Origin of the sequence: Brevibacterium epidermidis NBRC 14811 (assembly GCF_001570805.1) — a bacterium.
Lineage (GTDB): Bacteria > Actinomycetota > Actinomycetes > Actinomycetales > Brevibacteriaceae > Brevibacterium > Brevibacterium epidermidis.
In genome coordinates, this window is sequence record NZ_BCSJ01000010.1 from 1 (window position 1) to 17,692 (window position 17,692).

The window sequence follows — 17,692 nt, forward strand, 5'->3', positions numbered from 1 at the left end:
GGGGGGGGGGGGGGGGGGGGGGGGGTGAAACGACCGTGAACCTGCCGAGTCGTACAGGGATGCCCTGAAATCGTCCATCACGGATAGTGCGGTTGGTCACAGAATCGTTAATGTGTCATTCAGCCCTGGTCGCTGACGATCATCGACACTGAACCTGCTGCCGCAGGGGGGGCACAAACGACACCCAGGAGGCCGCACTGTGAACTGGTACCGCCGTCTTGAACAGCGATTGGAATCCGGGCACGATTCCGGAGTCATCCGCGGGACCCTGAGCGGGGGACGGATGTTCATGATCTGGCTGGCCGCGAACCTCGTCGTCACGACCCTGCTGACCGGAACTCTGTTCGTTCCCGGCATCGACTTCACCACAGCGGTCATCGTCATCATCCTCGGGACGGTCATCGGCACCATCGTGCTCACGCTCATCGGCAACATCGGCACCCGTACGGGCTTGGCGACCATGGCCATCACCCGCGGTGCCTTCGGCGCCAAGGGCAGCTTCCTGCCGGTCGCCGCCAATGTCATCATCCTCATGGGCTGGAGCTGGGTGCAGGCGATGTTGGCGGGAATCAGCGTCAACTATGTGGTCGCCCAGACGACGGGGTTCTCCAATCCGATCCTCTTCTCGGTGCTCTGCCAGGCGCTCGTTGTCGGGTTGGCGATTCTCGGCCATGAGGGCATCGAGAAAGCCGAACCGTGGTTCGCTCTTCTCATCCTGCTGGTCATGGCCTATGTCTTCGTCATCGCCTTCACCGGACATGCACCGAGCGAGTACGCGGGAATCGAAAGCCTCCCGGCACTCGAGTTCACTCCGGTCCTCGCACTCGACATCGTCATCTCCACTGCCATCTCCTGGACCGTGCTCTCCGGTGACCTCAACCGTTTGGCCAGCACCCAGAAAGCCGGAATCCTCGGGTCGGGGCTGGGCTACCTGACCTCAACCGTGCTGGCGATGCTGCTGGGCCTCACTGCCTTCAGCTTCATCCTGCTCGACGGGGGAGACCCGGCCGAATTCGATCCGACGGCGCTCGCCGCCGAGTTCGGGTGGGCACTGGCCATCGTCATCTTCCTGTCTGTCATGGCCACGAATACGATGGTCGTCTACGGAATGGTCAACTCCGTCGTCGGCGCACAGAGCCGAACGAAACTGAAGTTCCTGCCGACGGCGCTCATCCTCGGCGCGATCTCGATTATCGGATCGACGTGGCTGGCCCTGCTGGACCAGTACACCGACTTCCTGGTGATGATCGGAGCCTTCTTCGTCCCCGTCTTCGCCATCCTCATCGCCGATTACTACATCATCAAACGCCGTGCCTACTCGCCCGACATCCTCAAGGACTCCGGCGGTGTCTACTCCTACACGCGAGGAATCAATTGGGTGGCCGTCGGCGTGTGGATCCTCGGGGCACTGGCTTCCTACGTGCTCACCTACGCCTATCCAAGCCCGATCGGGGCGACGATCCCGTCATTCGCCATCTCCTTCGTGCTATATCTCGCGCTGTCCTGGGGTAGCCGGGAGAAGTTTGCAGGAACAGACCACACGCACTTGGCAGAAAGGGTCCGCGGAAGCTGAACGGGCCCATTTCCCGGCACGAGGGCTGACCACCATCTGCCGTTCCCAGGTGATGAAGCGGTCTACGCGTTATGATCGCAAAGATCGGCCGGAATCACAGAAGGGAACCCGGTGTCTGTGATGGTCACGAAAGTCTTCGACAGGTTCATGCCCCCGAACCGTCGACTCAACCCCGAGGCGCTGGCCTGGGTCGCGGTGATCGTTCTTGCCATAGGAATGCTCGCGGTGGAATCGTCGATCGCCGTCTCGGTCAATGAAGCGCCCGTCGCATTGGCCTTCGTCGTCACCATTGTCCACGTCGGGTCCATGCCGCTGTCCATGCTGCGCCCGCTCTTCGGCACGCTCATGTCGATCGCCGCCTGCACGGTGCTGCCGCTGTTGGGGCCGCTCGTGTCCGGAGTTCCGTGGCCGTGGATGGTTCCGATGATCATCACACAGATCGTCATCATCCTCATCATCGGACTCCGCGCCCACTGGGGCGTGGCTCTGGCCGCACTGCTCGGCAGCATCGCAGGCTCAGCAGTCGCGGTGCTCATCACTCACTTTTTCATCGCGGACACCCGCACCGACGGTGCCATCGTCAACATCCTCGTGTACTCCTGCATCGCCGGCGGCGTCTACCTCGCCGCGGTCATCGTCCAGCAATGGCAGCTCATTCGTTCCCAATTGATTCAGGAGAAGGAGAACACCGCGGAGGAGCATTCCAAACGTGTGGCCATCGAGGAGAAGGCCCGTATCGCCCGGGAACTCCACGACATCGTCGCCCACAGCATGTCGATCATCAACATCCAGGCCTCCAGCGCACCGTTCCGCCACGCCGGAATCGACTCGGAGGTGGCCAAGGAATTCGAAGACATCTCCGCCTCCGCCCGCACTGCGCTGACGGAGATGCGCGGACTTCTCAGCGTCCTGCGCAACGATGAAGGCGGAGGCGAACTGGCGCCGCAGCCGAAGTTCTCCGAGGTCGATGCCCTCATCGAGAAGGCCCGGCACGCAGGAGTGCAGGTCACCGTGGAACGCACCGGCGAACCGATCGACCACCTCATGCGCGACAGCACCGGGCTCGCCGGGTACCGCATCATCCAAGAAGCTCTGAGCAACGCGATCCGCCACGCCCGCAACTCCGCCATCGCCATCCGCATCCGCGGTGGCAGCTCAGCCGTGTGGATCAGCGTCACCAACGACCACGGGGACGGCCCCAGTGAAGCTGCAAAGCACGACAAGCACGACCGGCAGGGACTGATCGGCATGCGTGAACGCGCAGCCTCCGCGGGTGGGGAGATTCGCAGCGGAGCGACTGCCGACGGAGGCTTCGAAGTTGAAGCAGTTCTGCCGCTCGCGCCCCGCGAACGCCCCACCGACGGCAGCGAGCCGACCACCGGCACACCGGTCACGGACAAGGAGACCCCATGATCAGGATCGTCATCGCCGATGACCAGGGGATGGTGCGCGCCGGCTTCGCCGCACTGTTGAGCGCCCATGCTGACATCGAGGTTATCGGTCAGGCCGAAGACGGGGCACAATGTGTCGAACTCGTCGCCGACCTTGCCCCCGACATCGTCCTCATGGACGTCCGGATGCCGCTGATGGACGGAATCGAAGCGACCCGCACGATCGTCGCTGCGAATGTCGAGACTCGGATCATCATGCTCACCACCTTCGATATCGACGACTACGTCTTCGACGCCATCCGTGCCGGGGCCAGCGGATTCCTCCTCAAGGACGCTCCACCCAGTGAACTCGCCGAGGCGGTCCGCATCGTCGCCGGAGGCGAGGCGCTTCTGGCTCCGAGCGTGACCAAACGGGTCATCGAACACTTCGCCACCGGCGGGCAGAAGCCCAATCGCACAGCCCTGCCCGAACTCACGGACCGGGAACGCGAGATCCTCATCCAAGTCGCACGCGGAGCTTCGAACACAGAGATCGCGTCGAGCCTGCACATCGCGGTGCAGACCGTGAAGACCCACGTCTCCCGGATCCTGTACAAACTCGATGCCCGCGACCGCGCCCAAGCAGTCATCGCCGCCTACGAATCCGGTCTCGTCATTCCCAACAGCTGAGTCCGAGCGCTCGTCTTCGTCTCGCACCCCCTACCCGAGTAGGGGGTGAAGAACGGCTCCCTGGGGTGACGAAAAACCGGGCGGATCTCCATACGGTGGGAACCATGAACCCATCTGACCTCATGACATCTGAACCGACTTCCCCAGCTGCGACGCCGTTGTCGACTCCGGCACCGGATCGCGCGTCCCGGGCCGAGGTGCTCGAACGCAGGCGAGCGAAGAGGGGAACCGCCGAACAGGAATTCACCAGCGACTTCAGCGCGCTGATGGCTCAGGTCAAGGAAGCGGGACTGCTGGCCAGGCGGCCGGGTTGGAACACGCTGCGCTTCGTCCTCCTCGGGCTCGGTTACGTTGTGGCTTTCGGAATGCTCTTCCTCATCGGTGAGAGTTGGTGGCAGATGGCGACTGCGGTCGTCTTCGGTGCACTGTTCACTCAGACCGCCTATGTCGCCCATGACGCGGCGCACCGCCAGATCTTCACCAATGGAAAGACAGGGGAGTGGGTGTCGACGATCATCGGCAACCTCTTCATCGGTCTGAGCTACGGATGGTGGCTGAAGAAGCACAATGCGCTTCACCATGCCAATCCGAACAAGGCCGGAGTCGACGGGGACATCGCTCCCGGTGCGCTCGTCTTCACCCCTGAAGACGCGAGGGAACGCACCGGCATCGCCAAATGGTTCGCCGCCCGCCAGGGCTGGTTCTTCCTGCCTCTGCTCACGCTGGCGGGCCTGCAGCTGCACGTCGAATCCGTCAAAGCCATCGTCCGGGGACAGTCGTCGATCAAACGCCGTTGGATCGAAGGCGTCTTCATCGGAATCCGCCTCATCGGGTTCCCCGCGCTCGCCATCTGGGCGGCAGGTCCTCTCATCGGCAGCGTCTTCTTCCTCGTCCAGCTCGCCGTCTTCGGCGTGCATATGGGCGGATCTTTTGCCCCCAACCACAAAGGCCAGCCGATCGTACCCAAAGATGTGAAGATCGACTTCCTGCGCCGTCAGACGCTGATGTCACGCAATATCTCCGGCGGTCGCTTCATGGGATTCCTCATGGGCGGTCTGAACTATCAGATCGAACACCACCTGTTCCCCAGCATGCCGAGCGTCAACCTGCACCGGGTGCAGCCGATGGTCCGCGAATACTGCCGCCAGAAGGACATCACCTACACGGAGACGACTCTGCTCGAGTCCTACAAGATCATCATCGCCTACCTCAACCGAGTGGGCCTCGGGGAAGCCGATCCCTTCGACTGCCCCGTCACCGCGCAGTTCCGGTCTCGCTGACTGGCGGGGCACATTCAGTTGCGGTCCCGCAGGCTGAAGGCCTCACAGTCACCTCCAGCGCTGCGGGCCGGACGAGAAAGAAGCTCAGGTGAGCCGATCGTGTTCACCGGAGACCCATTCGGCATAGCGCTTGGCCGACGTCTGCACCGCTGAGTGAGCTTCGGAGGCGATCGACTGGCCGAAGTTGCCGTACATGCGGTCGAAGTCGAGATCGTTCACCGAGGCTGCGATGCGCCGAACGACTGCCGCCGACAGCGGCAGGTAGTTCGGGAAGCTGCGCATGAATGTCACCCATCCCGACCGCGCCACCGGACCGATTGAATCTCCGCTGAGCATGACCCCGGTGCCGTCGGCGCCCGTCCATACCGCTACAGCGCTGCCCGGGAAATGACCGCCGGTGCGTCGGAGCCTCACTCCGGGGACCGGTTCCGCCTCGTGGAAATAGGGGCAGATGGCCCGCCCGGTCCGCTGCACCCATTCGAGATCGGCTCGGCACACGAAGACGGGGGCATCGTCGAAAGCGGCACTCCACTCCAACTGGGTGCCGAACATATGCGGGTGGCTGGCGGCGATGCCGGCGACTCCGCCGAGGTCACGGACCGCTGTAACCGCCTCGGCGTCGATATAGGCGGGCACGTCGAAGAGCATATTGCCGGCATCGGTGCAGGCGAGATAACAGGTCTGGCCGATTCCGAGCTTCGGTTCGACGCGGATGGCGAAGAGGCCGGGTTCGCGTTCGGAAATGGTGAGGCGGTGGCCCTCGGACTCGAGTTCCGTCCGCGTCGTCCACTGCTGGCCGGAGGCAGGGACCCACTGCCGGTCATCCTCGCAGATCGGGCACAAGTCGGGCAGAGGGGTCGTCGTCTCCACCCCGCAGGTGCGGCAGATCGTCACATCGGATAGTGCCACCATGTCATCCTCTCGGTCCCACACGTGAAACCACAGACTCCCACCGAGCCTAGTCCTCACATGAAGTGAAGACCAGGATCGGTGGGAGTCCCACCGCCGCGCGGCCCGTCAGTGTGCGGCGGCGTGCGCCTTCCTGTGGGCGATGACATGGCCGACGAGGATGAGCGCGATGCCGCCGGCGAGCCAGGCGCTGAGCACCCACCACTGGAGCGACATGGACGCGTCCGGGAAGTACGAGAGATTGCGCAGGAGCGTGCCGGCCGCGCCCGGGACGAAGAACTGGCCGATGTCACCCCATGAACCGGCGAGGAACTCCTTCGGCTGGTTGAGCGAGGCGATCGGGTTGCCGATCAGCATCGTCAGCACCGCACCGATGGCGATGCCGGCAGGACCGATGAGCGAAACGAAGCCGTTGATCAGCCCGACCGTCGCCGCGATCGAGAGCCCGATCGCCAGTGCGTTGAGGCCGAAATTCCCCTGCAGGATCCCGAACCAGGTCTGCATGATCAGCGCCAGGGCCAGTCCGCCGACGATTCCGTAGACGACGGTGCCGACCAGGCGCATCCGCCGCGAGCGGATGCCCATGCTGGTGAGCACACCTCCGACGATTCCGCCGAGGGTCAGGGGCAGTCCCGCGATGGCCAGTCCCGCGCCGGAGGGATCGTCATCGGAGAGCGGAACGACGTCGGTGATCTTCACCTGCGGAACCTCCATCGCCGAGGCGGTCGGATCGGCGCCTTCTCCCGCCGGGTTGCCCTGGGGTGGGGCCTGGCCGGCGGCCGCGGCTTCGAGGGTCTTCTGCATCTGCTCCTGCATCTTCTTCGTGCCTTCCTGAAGGCCCGAGATCGCCTGCTGGTCGATGTTGTGCTGCATCTGGGTGCCGATTCCGCTGAGCTGCTGCGCGACTGCTGGGGAGGCGGCCTTGGCGATGAGGATCTCCGGTTCGTCCTCGAGGACGAAGGCTCCGTAGACCTCACGCTCCTTGATGAGCTGCACCGCCTCGGCGCGGGAATCGACGCGCTTGAGATCGAGCATGCCGTCGGGGGCGTTGCCGGAGATCCGGTCGATCTGCTCTTCATCACCGACGGCGGCGATCGGCAGATCCTTGGGATCCGAGGTCACGGTCGGCCAGCTGAAGGCGAGCAGTACGAAGCTGACGACGGCTGCGGCAAGGACGGCGACGAGGACGGCCCGTCCGAACTGCGGGGGAGCATCCTGGGCTGTCGTCGCCGGTGTCGTGCGCGCGGCCGAACGGTCGACCGCGTCTTCTCGGCTGAGTATCTGGGTCGGCATGTCTGTCCAATCATCGAAAACGAATACTCGTTCATTATGAAACCATCGGCTAGGATATATCAAGAATGGTTATTCGTTTTTAGGGGGAGAAGTGCCGAAGGTCACCGAGGAGCACAAGGCCGCGATGCGTACCAGGATCCAGGATGCGGCTCTGACATGCTTTGCCCGCAAAGGATTCGCCGGTGCGTCGATGGCCGATATCGTCAAGGAGGCGGGGCTGTCGGCCGGAGCCGTCTATGTCTACTATGCGTCGAAGGCCGACCTGATGATCGACGTCGCCCGCCGGGTGATGGGGCCGCGCATGGCGGTGCTCGATGCAGCCACATCCGGTGGTGAGGTGACGGCTCCTGCGGAGGTCTTCGTCGAGATCATCGATTCACTGCTCATTGACAACCCGTTCTCACCGGTGATGGTTCAGGTGTGGGGTGAGTCCTCCTACGACATGGAGTTCGCGAATTTCGCCAGGGGTACCTTCGAAACGCTCATCGCAGAGTTCACCGACTACCTCGCTCTCTACCTGCAGGACCAACGGGGAGTGGATGCAGAGACCGCGCGGGCTCGGGCCGCGGTTCTGGTGCCCGGCCTGCTGGCCATGATCCAGGGCGCAGTCGTCCAGTCGACCGTCTTCGGCGAACCCTCCAGAGTGCGAGTCCGTGCCGGAATCGAAGCCGTGCTCTCCAGCATCGAGTTCTGAGTCAGCGTCGACTTCTTCGTTCCTCCGCTGCTCAGACGGAGTCGCCGTCGTCATCGACCGAATGGACGCGGTCTTCGCGCATGCTCACCGTTTCGACTCCGTTCAGCTCCATGAGCGGGGCCACAAGCAGGTGCAGGGGTCGCTTTCCGTCGAATCTCACGTCGACCTGGACCATCCGCGTCCCGTCGGCGGACTCGAACCGCCGCGAATCGACGATGGTGTTCTGGAATCCCATTTGGCCGGCGAGGGCGAGGATCTCGCGGAGGACTCCCGCTCCGTCGCGGTAGGACACCCGCAGCAGTTTGCGGTGGTCGCTGTTGGGGATCTTGCGGATCAGGGGAGCGATGACGAAGAGCGTGAACAGGTGGAGGGCAGTGAGCATCGTCGCCAAGAGCAGCATCCCGGCGCCGCAGGCCATACCGACGGCGGCCGTGACCCAGATCGTCGCGGCAGTGGTGAGCCCGCGGACCATGTTGCGTCCCTTGAAGATCACTCCGGCGCCGAGGAAGCCGATGCCGGAGACGATCTGCGCGGAGATCCGTGAAGGATCGAGGCGGACGTCGTTGTCGAGCACGCCTTCGAACCCATAGGCGGAGATCAGCGTGAAGGCGCAGGTGCCGATGCCGACGAGCACGTGGGTGCGGTAGCCGGCAGCCTTCTGCCTGAACTGTCGTTCGAAGCCGATGAATGAGCACAGGACGAAGCTGGCCAGCAGCAGACCGGCCTGGAGCAGTCCTGCGCTGCCCAGGATGTTCTCAAACGACGAGGAGTTGACCATAGTCACTTCACCATAGCCCCACCCAACCCCCTAGTTGCTACCTGACGGCGGCCCAGCAACCTCGCGCGAGGTTGCTGAGCCGCCGTCAGGTAGCGGGGGCTTTTAGTGGCAGCCGTCCGGGCCGCAGACTGCGCCCTCGGTGAGTTCATCTGCCTTGTCTTTGTCGGTTGACTGCGGAGGGCGGGCGAGCACCGTGAGCTTCTGGCCCTCATCCCATGCCGTCTCGAGGGCCTGGGTGAAGACGTCGGCCGGCTGTGCCCCGGAGATGCCGTACTTGCGGTTGATGACGAAGAACGGGACGCCGTTGGCGCCGAGCGAGCGTGCCTCGCTGATATCGGACCGCACCTCCTCGGAGTGCTCATCGGTTGCGAGGACGCGACGGACTTCGTCGGAATCGAGGCCGATCTCACGCCCCACCTCGGCGAGATAGTCGATGTCACCGATGTCGCGCCCCTTCTCGAAGTGCCCCGACAGCAGCGCTTCCTTGGCCTGTGACATGAGCCCGTGAGTCTTGGCGAAGTGGAGGAAGCGATGGGCGGTGAAGCTGTTGGCCACGACGATCGAATCGAAGTCGTAGTTCAGACCGACTGCGGCGGCCTGCTGCGTGACATGGTCGAACATCTGCCGCACCTGAGCGGCGGGCATGCCCTTCATCTGGCTGAGGTATTCGGTCTCGGTGCCGTCAAAGTGATCGGGCAGGCTCGGGTCCAGCTGGAAGCTGCGCCACTGGACGTCGACATCGTCCTTGTGGGCAAATGTACCGAGGGCATCCTCGAAGCGACGTTTTCCGATATAGCACCAGGGGCAGGCGATGTCCGACCAGATCTCAATCTTCATATCAATGCCAACCGCGCCCGACGCGCGGATATTCCGGTCCGATTCAGAACAGCGCCTGCTGCGCCGGGGCGGCGAACTGCTGGGCCGGTGCCGTCTGCAGGCTTGGCTGCCGCGGGGTTCGGTTCGATTCCCTGCGTCCGCGCATCCGGGAAGTCGCCGGATAGTCGTCATCGCTGCGGCCTCGCAATCCGAAGCGGTCGATGAGCGGGTTGATGCGCTCACCGAGCCACCGTCGATACTCCTTCGACGCGTAGGAGGACCGGGCATACATCGTGCGGTAGCGGGGGAGGAGCTCGGGGTGTTCGCGTTCGAGCCACTCGAAGAACCACTCGCGGGCGCCGGGGCGCAGGTGCAGCGCTCCGTAGACGACTCGTGCGGCACCCGCGTCCTTGATCGCTCGGAGTGCGGATTCGAGGTGGTCGCGGGAGTCGGTGAGCTTCGGCATGATCGGCATCATGAAGACGGTGACGTCGAACCCGAGCTCGGCGGCCGCGCGTACGGTGGCCAGTCGGGCCTTCGTCGTCGGCGTGCCGGGCTCGATGCTCTGCTGCAGGGCGTCGTCGTGGACGGCGATCGACATGCTGATTTCCACCGGAGCGTCTTCGGCGACGCGGGCCAGCAGCGGCAGATCGCGGCGCAGCAGCGTGCCCTTGGTCAGAATCGACATCGGTGTCGACTGCTCGGCCAGGGCAGTGATGATTCCCGGCATCAGGCAGTAGCGGCCTTCGGCCCGCTGATAGGGGTCGGTGTTCGTGCCCAGGGCGACATGGTCACGCGCCCACTTCGGGCGTATCAGTTCGGCGGCGAGGACTTCGGCGACATTGACCTTGACGACGACCTGGCGATCGAAGTCGGTCCCGGAGTCGAGATCGAGGTAGCGGTGGGTGTTCCTTGCGAAGCAGTACACGCAGGCGTGCGAGCAGCCGCGGTAGGGGTTGACCGTCCAGGAAAACGGCATCGAACTGGACCGCGGGACGCTGTTGAGAGCGGACTTCGCCAGTACCTCGTGGAAGGTGATTCCTGAGAATTCCGGCGTCTGCACCGACCGGATCAGTCCCTCCGTTCCGAAGAGGACTGGGGAGCCCGAGCCGGTGTCGTCACTCGTTTCGTTCCACCGCATGACTTCATTCGAACATGAGTTCGAATCGGAGTCAAGGGTGGGGCGCCGTGATCAGCCAGGCTCAGGAGACGCGCAGCCCCTTGAACTCGCTGCGGTGGAAGACCAGCGCCTCGGGTCCGTCGTCGTTGCGGGTGCCGAGGATCTCGAGCAGGGCCACGGTATGATCGCCGGCTGCGACCTCCTCGTAGAGCCGGGTCCAGAGGAATGCGGAGCTGCCGGGAATCGTCAGCCCGCCTCCGGCCGTGACCTCGGGGCTGACGCCGGTGAAGCGTCGACTGCGGTCCTTCGACGCCAGCTGCCGGGCCAGGTGCTCCTGGTCGGAGCCGAGGAGGGAGATCCCGAGCTCAGGTGCCCGGCGCAGGGTGGGCCAGGTGGTCGACGAGTTCTGGACCGCGACGCTGACCAACGGCGGGTCGAGGGAGACGCCGACGGTGAGCGTGGAGGCGACGAGGCCGAGGGGTGCCGCATCGACCTCGGCCCCGATGAAGGCAACGCCCTGAGGGAAGTGGGAGAAGGTCTCGCGGAGGGTCTCAGGTGTTGCGGGGGTCACCGGTGCCGGTGATTGTGTGGTGGGGTCTGCCAAGAGCGTCATTCCTTCACCTCTGTCTTCGTGTGGTCGTCGGAGTCTCGGGCGCCTGCTGATCTGTTGAGCAGACAAGGTCGACGAAGTCGTCTGCGAGTGCCTATGAAGTCGATCATTGCAAATCGGAACCGTTTCCATCGTGGCCAAGGTCATACGAAGACGACTTATGACCACATATGAAGCTGAGCGTCGGGACGTGACACTAAAGTGCAGGTGCCTGCGAGGTCCGGGCATAGATTGCTCAGCGAAACACGGACTCGCCTGGCAGCGAGCCGACCGAACCCCGCCGCAGAGGAGCATCACATGACGCAGACGTCGGTCACCGCACCGAGAACCCAGGACCCACCGCAGCGGCTCTTGTCGGGGAAGAAGCGGGTGCTGGCTTCGGCCTTCGCCGGAACGACGATCGAGTGGTACGACTTCTACCTTTACGGCACCGCCGCGGCCCTGATCTTCAATGTCCAGTTCTTCCCCAGCCACAGTGAGCTGGGCAGCAGTCTCGCCGCCTTCGCCAGCCTCGCCGTCGGCTTCTTCGCCCGACCACTGGGCGGCATCATCGCCGGCCATCTCGGCGACCGGGTGGGCAGAAAGGCTCTTCTCGTCGTCTCCCTGCTGTCCATGGGAATCGCGTCGACGCTCATCGGACTCGTCCCGAACTTCAGTGCGATCGGCTGGTGGGCAGCTGCTGCCCTCGTCGTCCTGCGCATCGTGCAGGGACTCTCGGCCGGAGCGGAATGGGGCGGCTCGGCACTGCTCTCGGTCGAACACGCACCGGCGAGCAAGCGCGGACTGTTCGGCTCCTTCACCCAGATCGGCTCGGCTGCGGGAATGCTCTTGGCCACCGGCGCCTTCTTCGCCGTCCAGAGCCTGCTCACCGACGAACAGTTCGAAGCCTTCGGCTGGCGCATCCCCTTCCTCGCCTCCGCTCTGCTCGTCGCGCTGGGACTCTGGATCCGCCTCGGCGTCTCCGATGCTCCGGAATTCCAGGAGCTCAAAGCCTCCGGCGATGTCGCCAAGGCGCCGCTGCGCGACGTGCTGACCAAACACCCACGGGTCCTCCTCGTCACCATCGGACTCCGCCTGGCGCAGAACAGCGTCTTCTATCTCATCACCGTCTACATGCTCAGCTACCTGTCGGAGAACCGCGGCGACTCGACCTCGGGTGTCACGGCCGTCATGATCGCCTCGGCGATCGGACTGTTCACCGGGCCTCTCTGGGGGTGGGTCTCGGACAAGGTCGGTCGCAAACGCGTGAGCATCGGCGGCATCATCGGCGTCGCCGTCTTCGGCTGGATCTTCTTCGCCTTCCTCGACTCGGGCCCCTTGGCGTTCCTGCCCATCATCGTCATCCTCGGCATGAACCTCGCCCACGATGCGATCTACGGCCCGCAGGCCGCGTGGTTCGCCGAACAGTTCCCCATCGAGGTCCGCTACTCGGGCGTGAATATGGGCTACCAGCTGGGCACCGTCATCGGCGGCGGAATCATGCCGATGGTTGCAGCCCTGCTCTACGTCGCCGGAGGGCACTCGCCCTGGCTCATCTGCGGTTACCTCACCCTGCTGTGCGTCCTCTCGCTCATCGCCGCCATCGGCGCAAAGGACCCTGCCCGAGAGCTCGCACGCACCGCGGACTGAACGCACCCGCCGCTTCGTCGGCCCCACGCTCATCGCACCACCACGATTAGGAGACACCCATGACGAAACCGATCCTGCTCAACGCCTTCGACATGATGACCCCGGTCCATCAGTCGCCCGGACTGTGGCGCCACCCGGAATCACGGGTCGACGAGTTCACTCAGCTGTCCTTCTGGACCGACCTGGCCAAGACCCTCGAAGACGGAGGATTCTCCTCGCTCTTCCTCGCCGACATCCTCGGCGTCTACGACGTGTACGGCGGCAACGCCGACGTCACGAACCGCGGGGGAGTGCAGTTCCCGCTGCTCGACCCCCTCGTCGCAGTCCCGGCCATGGCCGCGGCCACGAAGACGCTGGGATTCGGCGTGACCGCCTCGGTGACCTACGAGAAGCCCTACCTGCTCGCCCGCACCCTGACCACCCTCGACCACTTCACCAACGGTCGAGTCGCCTGGAACATCGTCACCAGCTATGTCGACTCCGCCGCCCGCAACCTCGGGCTCAAGGGCCAGATCCCGCACGATGAGCGCTACGACCGGGCCGATGAGTTCATGGAGGTCATGTACAAGCTGTTCGAGGGCTCGATCACCCCGGACGCGCTCAAGGCCGATGCCGACGCCAACGTCTTCGTCGACCCGACTGAGGTGCGCGACATCGACCACGATGGCAAGTTCTTCACCGTTCCCGGTCAGGCGCTCGCCGTCCCCGGACCGCAGGGCACCCCACTGCTCTTCCAAGCCGGCGCATCCAAGCGCGGACAGGAATTCGCCCTCGACCACGCCGAGGCGATCTTCTTCTCCGGACCGACCCCGGAGATCCTGCGCAGCTGGGTCGACAAGGTCCGTGACGGACTCGAAGAGCGCGGACGCGCCCGTGACGCGGTGAAGATCTTCGCTCTGGCCACCGTCATCGTCGACGACACTGACGAAGCCGCCGAGGCTCGCCTGGCCGACTATCGCCGCTACGTCGACACCGAATCCGCGCTGTCCCTGTTCGGCGGATGGACCGGAGTCGACCTCTCGGGAGCTGACCCCGAAGACACCCTCGAATACGTGTCGACCGAAGCCAACCAATCCGCGCTCGCCTCCTTCACCACCATGGCCGGGGACAAGCCGTGGACGATTCGGGACCTCGCGGAGTTCGTCGCCCTCGGCGGACGCGGGCCGGTCATCACCGGATCGCCGGAGACCATCGTCGACGAATTCCAGCGGTGGATGGATGATGCAGATATCGACGGATTCAACATCGCCGCGGCCGTGCGCCCGGCCGATGCCGAACGCTTCACGAAGTACGTCTCACCCGAACTGCGCCGCCGCGGACTCCTGCCCGAACCGACCGCAGGTGCCACGGTGCGCGAGCAGCTCACCGGGGCCGGTCCCCGCCTGGCCGAGGACCACACGGGTGCCCGGTTCCGCCTCGGGGAGGGTGCCCGCGTCTGATCACACGGGGTCCGACGAATCGGGGAACGGCCGTGGACCATTCTGGTCTGCGGCCGTTCGTCGGTCCGGTGACCGAGGACTCAGTCGGTGACGAAGTATGACAACGGGCGCCGGCGATCAGCCGCGGGAGTCGGATACTTATCGACTGTGACTTCGACAGATCCCGCCGCGAACGCGGCACAGACACCATCCTCCCGGAACGGACAGGCGGCGATGCAGGTTCCGCGCATCGTCTCCTCGGCGTCCGATATCCACTCGATCCTCGCTGAGTTCGGCTCACAGGGGACGAAGACGACGGCAGTGATCATCCTCGCCCTCGGCGGGATCTTCATGGATGCCTACGACTTCTCCTCCCTGGCCTTCGGCATCACCGCCATCCAGGAGCAGTTCGGCCTCTCCGGCTTCATGACCGGACTCGTCAACGCTTCGATCATGGTCGGAGCTGTCATCGGCGCACTCTTCGGCGGCTACCTCGTCGATCGGTTCGGACGGTACAAACTGTTCATGGCCGATATGGTCTTCTTCGTCGTCGCCGCCATCGGCTGTGCCGTGTCGCCGAACGAATGGGTCCTCATCGCCTTCCGCTTCGTCATGGGCATCGGCGTCGGCCTCGACCTGCCGGTGGCGATGGCGTTCCTCGCCGAATTCTCCAAGCTCAAGGGCAAGGGAAACCGTTCGCAGCGAGTCAACGCGTGGTCTCCGGCCTGGTACTTCGCCACCGGTATGGGCTACGTCATCGTGCTCATCATCTTCATCACGCTGCCCTATGAGCAGCACGCGATCCTGTGGCGCATCGTCGTCGGCTTCGGCGCCGTCCCGGCGCTCATCGTCCTCCTCGTCCGCCGCCGCTACCTCGCCGAATCGCCCGAATGGCTGGCCAACCAGGGCGATCTGCGCGGCGCCGTCGAGGTCATGCGCAGCCACCACAACCTCAACGTCGAACTCGCCCCCGCCGAGGAGCGCGAGACCCCGGTTGCCTCGGCTGCCCCGGAGAAGGGCGGCCGTTGGAGCGGCTTCGCCGAGCTCTTCTCCCCGCGCTACCGGGTGCGCACGATCGTCGCGCTCTGCGTCTCAGTGTTCTCGACCTTCGGCTACAACGCCGTCGCCTATGGCACCCCGCTCATCATCACCACGCTCTTCCACCAGACTCCGTTGATCACGATCATCGCCTCACTGGTCATCAACCTGGGCTTCGGAACGCTCGGCGGACTGCTGGGCATGAGCATCGTCAACCGCTTCGGAACCCGGAAGATCACCCTCATCGGATTCGTCATCCAGGCAGTGGCACTGGGAATACTGGCCCTTGTGGGCATCCCGAACGGAGCCCTCGTCCTCGTCGCCGTGGCCATGCTCGCAGCCTTCGTATTCGCTCAGGCCGGGGGACCGGGAGCGAACCTCATGAACTATGCGACCCTGTCCTACCCGACACGGCTGCGCGGAATCGGAATCGGCTTCAACCAGTCCGTCCTGCGCGCCTTCTCGATCGTCTCGCTCATCATGTTCCCGATCCTCGCGGCTTCTTTGGGCACAGGAGTGTTCTGGATCGTCGCCTGCGCACCGCTGGCCGGCGCGATCGCCGTCGGCATCGTCGCCTGGGACCCGACAGCCAAGGACGTCGAACACGAAGACTGAGGCCAGAAACGGCAGATCGTCGTGACGACCATTGTCCGCTCCGGGCGCCGGAAACGGCGCCTCCCGTGACCAGCCGAGACGAGTTGCTGGCATATGAATGGTATTCCATTTGTCGAGATGCCGTGTCGGATGCATGGCAGCTGACCCGGCATCTCGCCCGTTTTCGGAGACACGTGTAGTAACAGGCGATAGCCAAATCACCCCACACTGCTCATTGCACGGCACATGTGAGCTGGGTTACTCTGAACCGGTCAGACTATCGGCGCCGGAGAGCTGTGTTTACTTGTTTGGTATCCCAGTTTGGCTGTGACCGGATACTAGGAGTGGACTGCATGAGGAAATCCGAGACAGGGGAGGCGCCCGCGCCCACACGGCTGGGGCCAAGCGCCGAACAGCTGGCGGCTCATCGCATCAGCCCGCGCTTCTACAACGCGGACCTCGCCCCGGCCCGCAAAGAGGGCCGCAGCTGGACGGCCTACAGCGTCTTCACTCTCTGGGCCAACGACGTGCACTCTCTGGGCAACTACGGCTTCGCGCTCGGACTCTTCGCCCTCGGCCTCGGCGCCTGGCAGATCCTCGTGGCACTCCTCGTCGGCGCCGCTCTGCTGTTCTTCCTGCTCACCCTCTCCGGATTCATGGGATACAAGACGGGCGTGCCCTACCCGGTGATGAGCCGGATCTCCTTCGGCATCCACGGGGCCCAGCTGGCCGCCTCGGTGCGGGGAATCGTCGCGATCGCCTGGTTCGGCATCCAGACCTACCTGGCCTCGAGCGTCCTCAACGTCATGCTGCTGACGATGTTCCCCGGACTCCAGTCCTGGGCCGACGCCGAGTTCCTCGGACTCTCCGGACTCGGCTGGTTCTCCTTCTCTCTGCTGTGGGTGATCCAAGTGATCATCGTCAGCTACGGAATGGAGATGATCCGCCGCTACGAAGCCATCGCCGGCCCGATCATCCTCGTGACCTTCCTCGCCCTGGCCGTCTGGATGCTCATCCGCGTCGACTTCTCCATCGCCTGGTCGACCGAAGACGCACTCAGCGGCTGGGAGATGTGGATGCACATCCTCGGCGGCGGCGCACTGTGGGTGTCCATCTACGGCACCTTCGTCCTCAACTTCTCCGACTTCACGAGGGCCGCGAAGAAACGCGGCTCGATCATCGTCGGCAACTTTTGGGGCATCCCGGTCAACATGCTCGTCTTCGGACTCGTCGTCATCTCGCTGGCCGGGGCACAGTACAAGATCGACGGCACCGTCATCACCTCACCGGCCGATATCGTCCAGTCCATCGGCAGCCCGATCCTGCTCGTGCTGGCCTCCCTGTCGCTGCTCCTGCTCACCGTCGCGGTCAACCTCATGGCGAACTTCGTCGCCCCGACCTATGCGCTGACGAACCTGTTCCCGCGCCACCTGAACTTCCGCAGTGCGGCCATCATCTCCGCCGTCATCGGCTTCGTCATCCTGCCCTGGAACCTGTACGACTCACCCGTGGTCATCGTCTACTTCCTCGGTGGACTCGGCGCCCTGCTCGGGCCTCTGTTCGGTGTGATCATGGTCGACTACTGGGTGGTGCGCAAGACGAAGGTCAACGTGCCGCAGCTCTACACCGAAGCCGGCGACGGGGAGTACTTCTACCACCGCGGAGTCAACTGGAGGGCCATCGGAGCTTTCATCCCCGCCTCGGCGATCTCACTGGTCTTCGCACTCGTGCCCGCGTTTGCCAGCTTCTCCGAGTTCTCTTGGTTCTCCGGGGCCGCGATCGCCGCGCTCATCTACTTCGTCATCGCCCGCCGCGACTTCACCTTCCGTGAGGTCGACGGTGAGGAGATCGCCGTCCCGACCCACCACTGATCGGAGCCC

15 protein-coding genes are annotated in these 17,692 nt (G+C 64.3%); 9 read left to right on the forward strand and 6 right to left on the reverse strand.

All coding sequences use genetic code 11. The features are described 5' to 3' along the window. Positions 1–199 precede the first annotated feature (199 nt). The 4 genes from BEP01S_RS06875 to BEP01S_RS06890 all read left to right on the forward strand — a co-directional run bounded on the left by BEP01S_RS06875 (position 200) and on the right by BEP01S_RS06890 (position 4,913). Positions 200–1,573, forward strand: a complete 1,374-nt coding sequence (locus tag BEP01S_RS06875; RefSeq protein WP_062241741.1) for a purine-cytosine permease family protein — start codon at positions 200–202, stop codon at positions 1,571–1,573. 120 nt (positions 1,574–1,693) lie between these two features. After that, positions 1,694–2,986 carry a sensor histidine kinase gene (locus BEP01S_RS06880; protein ID WP_062241743.1) on the forward strand — a complete coding sequence of 431 codons (1,293 nt, stop codon included), beginning with the start codon at positions 1,694–1,696 and terminating at the stop codon, positions 2,984–2,986. Continuing rightward, a complete protein-coding gene (locus BEP01S_RS06885) occupies positions 2,983–3,633 on the forward strand; it encodes a response regulator (RefSeq protein ID WP_062241754.1) in 651 nt (216 codons plus the stop codon). Before BEP01S_RS06880 ends, BEP01S_RS06885 begins: the two co-directional genes overlap by 4 nt. A gap of 122 nt (positions 3,634–3,755) precedes the next feature. After that, positions 3,756–4,913, forward strand: coding sequence for a fatty acid desaturase family protein (locus tag BEP01S_RS06890; RefSeq protein WP_244882137.1), 1,158 nt, complete (start codon positions 3,756–3,758; stop codon positions 4,911–4,913). An 84-nt stretch (positions 4,914–4,997) separates the two neighbouring features. Here the strand turns inward: BEP01S_RS06890 and BEP01S_RS06895 are convergent, their stop codons facing one another. Both BEP01S_RS06895 and BEP01S_RS06900 read right to left on the reverse strand, forming a co-directional pair. Further along, complete coding sequence (locus BEP01S_RS06895; protein ID WP_174521220.1) at positions 4,998–5,825, reverse strand: MBL fold metallo-hydrolase; 828 nt, start codon at positions 5,823–5,825, stop codon at positions 4,998–5,000. Between the two features lie 105 nt (positions 5,826–5,930). After that, positions 5,931–7,115: an ABC transporter permease gene (locus BEP01S_RS06900; protein WP_062241756.1), complete on the reverse strand. Its 1,185-nt coding sequence runs from the start codon at positions 7,113–7,115 to the stop codon at positions 5,931–5,933. Between the two features lie 91 nt (positions 7,116–7,206). Between BEP01S_RS06900 and BEP01S_RS16925 the strand changes: the two genes are divergently transcribed. Beyond that, a complete protein-coding gene (locus BEP01S_RS16925; RefSeq protein ID WP_083532605.1) occupies positions 7,207–7,809 on the forward strand; it encodes a TetR/AcrR family transcriptional regulator in 603 nt (200 codons plus the stop codon). A 31-nt stretch (positions 7,810–7,840) separates the two neighbouring features. Here BEP01S_RS16925 and BEP01S_RS06910 read toward each other — a convergent pair whose 3' ends face one another. The 4 genes from BEP01S_RS06910 to BEP01S_RS06925 all read right to left on the reverse strand — a co-directional run bounded on the left by BEP01S_RS06910 (position 7,841) and on the right by BEP01S_RS06925 (position 11,136). Next, positions 7,841–8,587 (reverse strand): MgtC/SapB family protein, encoded by a 747-nt coding sequence (locus tag BEP01S_RS06910; protein WP_062241758.1) that lies wholly within the window; start codon positions 8,585–8,587, stop codon positions 7,841–7,843. A gap of 102 nt (positions 8,588–8,689) precedes the next feature. Then, positions 8,690–9,424, reverse strand: coding sequence for a DsbA family oxidoreductase (locus tag BEP01S_RS06915; protein ID WP_062241761.1), 735 nt, complete (start codon positions 9,422–9,424; stop codon positions 8,690–8,692). Between the two features lie 43 nt (positions 9,425–9,467). Beyond that, a complete protein-coding gene (locus BEP01S_RS06920; RefSeq protein ID WP_062241763.1) occupies positions 9,468–10,544 on the reverse strand; it encodes an Rv2578c family radical SAM protein in 1,077 nt (358 codons plus the stop codon). Positions 10,545–10,605: 61 nt separating this feature from the next. Beyond that, a complete protein-coding gene (locus BEP01S_RS06925) occupies positions 10,606–11,136 on the reverse strand; it encodes a flavin reductase family protein (protein WP_083532606.1) in 531 nt (176 codons plus the stop codon). Between the two features lie 294 nt (positions 11,137–11,430). On the opposite strand from BEP01S_RS06925, the gene BEP01S_RS06930 reads away from it, so the two are divergent. From BEP01S_RS06930 to BEP01S_RS06945, 4 genes are all read left to right on the forward strand, one after another. Next, a complete protein-coding gene (locus tag BEP01S_RS06930; protein ID WP_083532607.1) occupies positions 11,431–12,762 on the forward strand; it encodes an MFS transporter in 1,332 nt (443 codons plus the stop codon). Positions 12,763–12,821: 59 nt separating this feature from the next. Then, positions 12,822–14,201, forward strand: a complete 1,380-nt coding sequence (locus tag BEP01S_RS06935; RefSeq protein WP_062241765.1) for an LLM class flavin-dependent oxidoreductase — start codon at positions 12,822–12,824, stop codon at positions 14,199–14,201. Between the two features lie 147 nt (positions 14,202–14,348). Beyond that, positions 14,349–15,833 carry an MFS transporter gene (locus tag BEP01S_RS06940; RefSeq protein ID WP_244882138.1) on the forward strand — a complete coding sequence of 495 codons (1,485 nt, stop codon included), beginning with the start codon at positions 14,349–14,351 and terminating at the stop codon, positions 15,831–15,833. A 332-nt stretch (positions 15,834–16,165) separates the two neighbouring features. Further along, positions 16,166–17,683, forward strand: a complete 1,518-nt coding sequence (locus BEP01S_RS06945; protein ID WP_062241768.1) for an NCS1 family nucleobase:cation symporter-1 — start codon at positions 16,166–16,168, stop codon at positions 17,681–17,683. Positions 17,684–17,692: the final 9 nt, after the last annotated feature.

Bases quoted from the DNA above. Each gene is read 5' to 3' on its own strand.
- BEP01S_RS06910 (WP_062241758.1), bottom strand. From the start codon at position 8,587: ATGGTCAACTCCTCGTCGTTTGAGAACATCCTGGGCAGCGCAGGACTG.
- BEP01S_RS06890 (WP_244882137.1), top strand. From the start codon at position 3,756: ATGACATCTGAACCGACTTCCCCAGCTGCGACGCCGTTGTCGACTCCG.
- BEP01S_RS06925 (WP_083532606.1), bottom strand. From the start codon at position 11,136: ATGACGCTCTTGGCAGACCCCACCACACAATCACCGGCACCGGTGACC.
- BEP01S_RS06885 (WP_062241754.1), top strand. From the start codon at position 2,983: ATGATCAGGATCGTCATCGCCGATGACCAGGGGATGGTGCGCGCCGGC.
- BEP01S_RS06915 (WP_062241761.1), bottom strand. From the start codon at position 9,424: ATGAAGATTGAGATCTGGTCGGACATCGCCTGCCCCTGGTGCTATATC.
- BEP01S_RS06895 (WP_174521220.1), bottom strand. From the start codon at position 5,825: ATGGTGGCACTATCCGATGTGACGATCTGCCGCACCTGCGGGGTGGAG.
- BEP01S_RS06935 (WP_062241765.1), top strand. From the start codon at position 12,822: ATGACGAAACCGATCCTGCTCAACGCCTTCGACATGATGACCCCGGTC.
- BEP01S_RS06880 (WP_062241743.1), top strand. From the start codon at position 1,694: ATGGTCACGAAAGTCTTCGACAGGTTCATGCCCCCGAACCGTCGACTC.
- BEP01S_RS06945 (WP_062241768.1), top strand. From the start codon at position 16,166: ATGAGGAAATCCGAGACAGGGGAGGCGCCCGCGCCCACACGGCTGGGG.
- BEP01S_RS06920 (WP_062241763.1), bottom strand. From the start codon at position 10,544: ATGCGGTGGAACGAAACGAGTGACGACACCGGCTCGGGCTCCCCAGTC.
- BEP01S_RS06900 (WP_062241756.1), bottom strand. From the start codon at position 7,115: ATGCCGACCCAGATACTCAGCCGAGAAGACGCGGTCGACCGTTCGGCC.
- BEP01S_RS06930 (WP_083532607.1), top strand. From the start codon at position 11,431: ATGACGCAGACGTCGGTCACCGCACCGAGAACCCAGGACCCACCGCAG.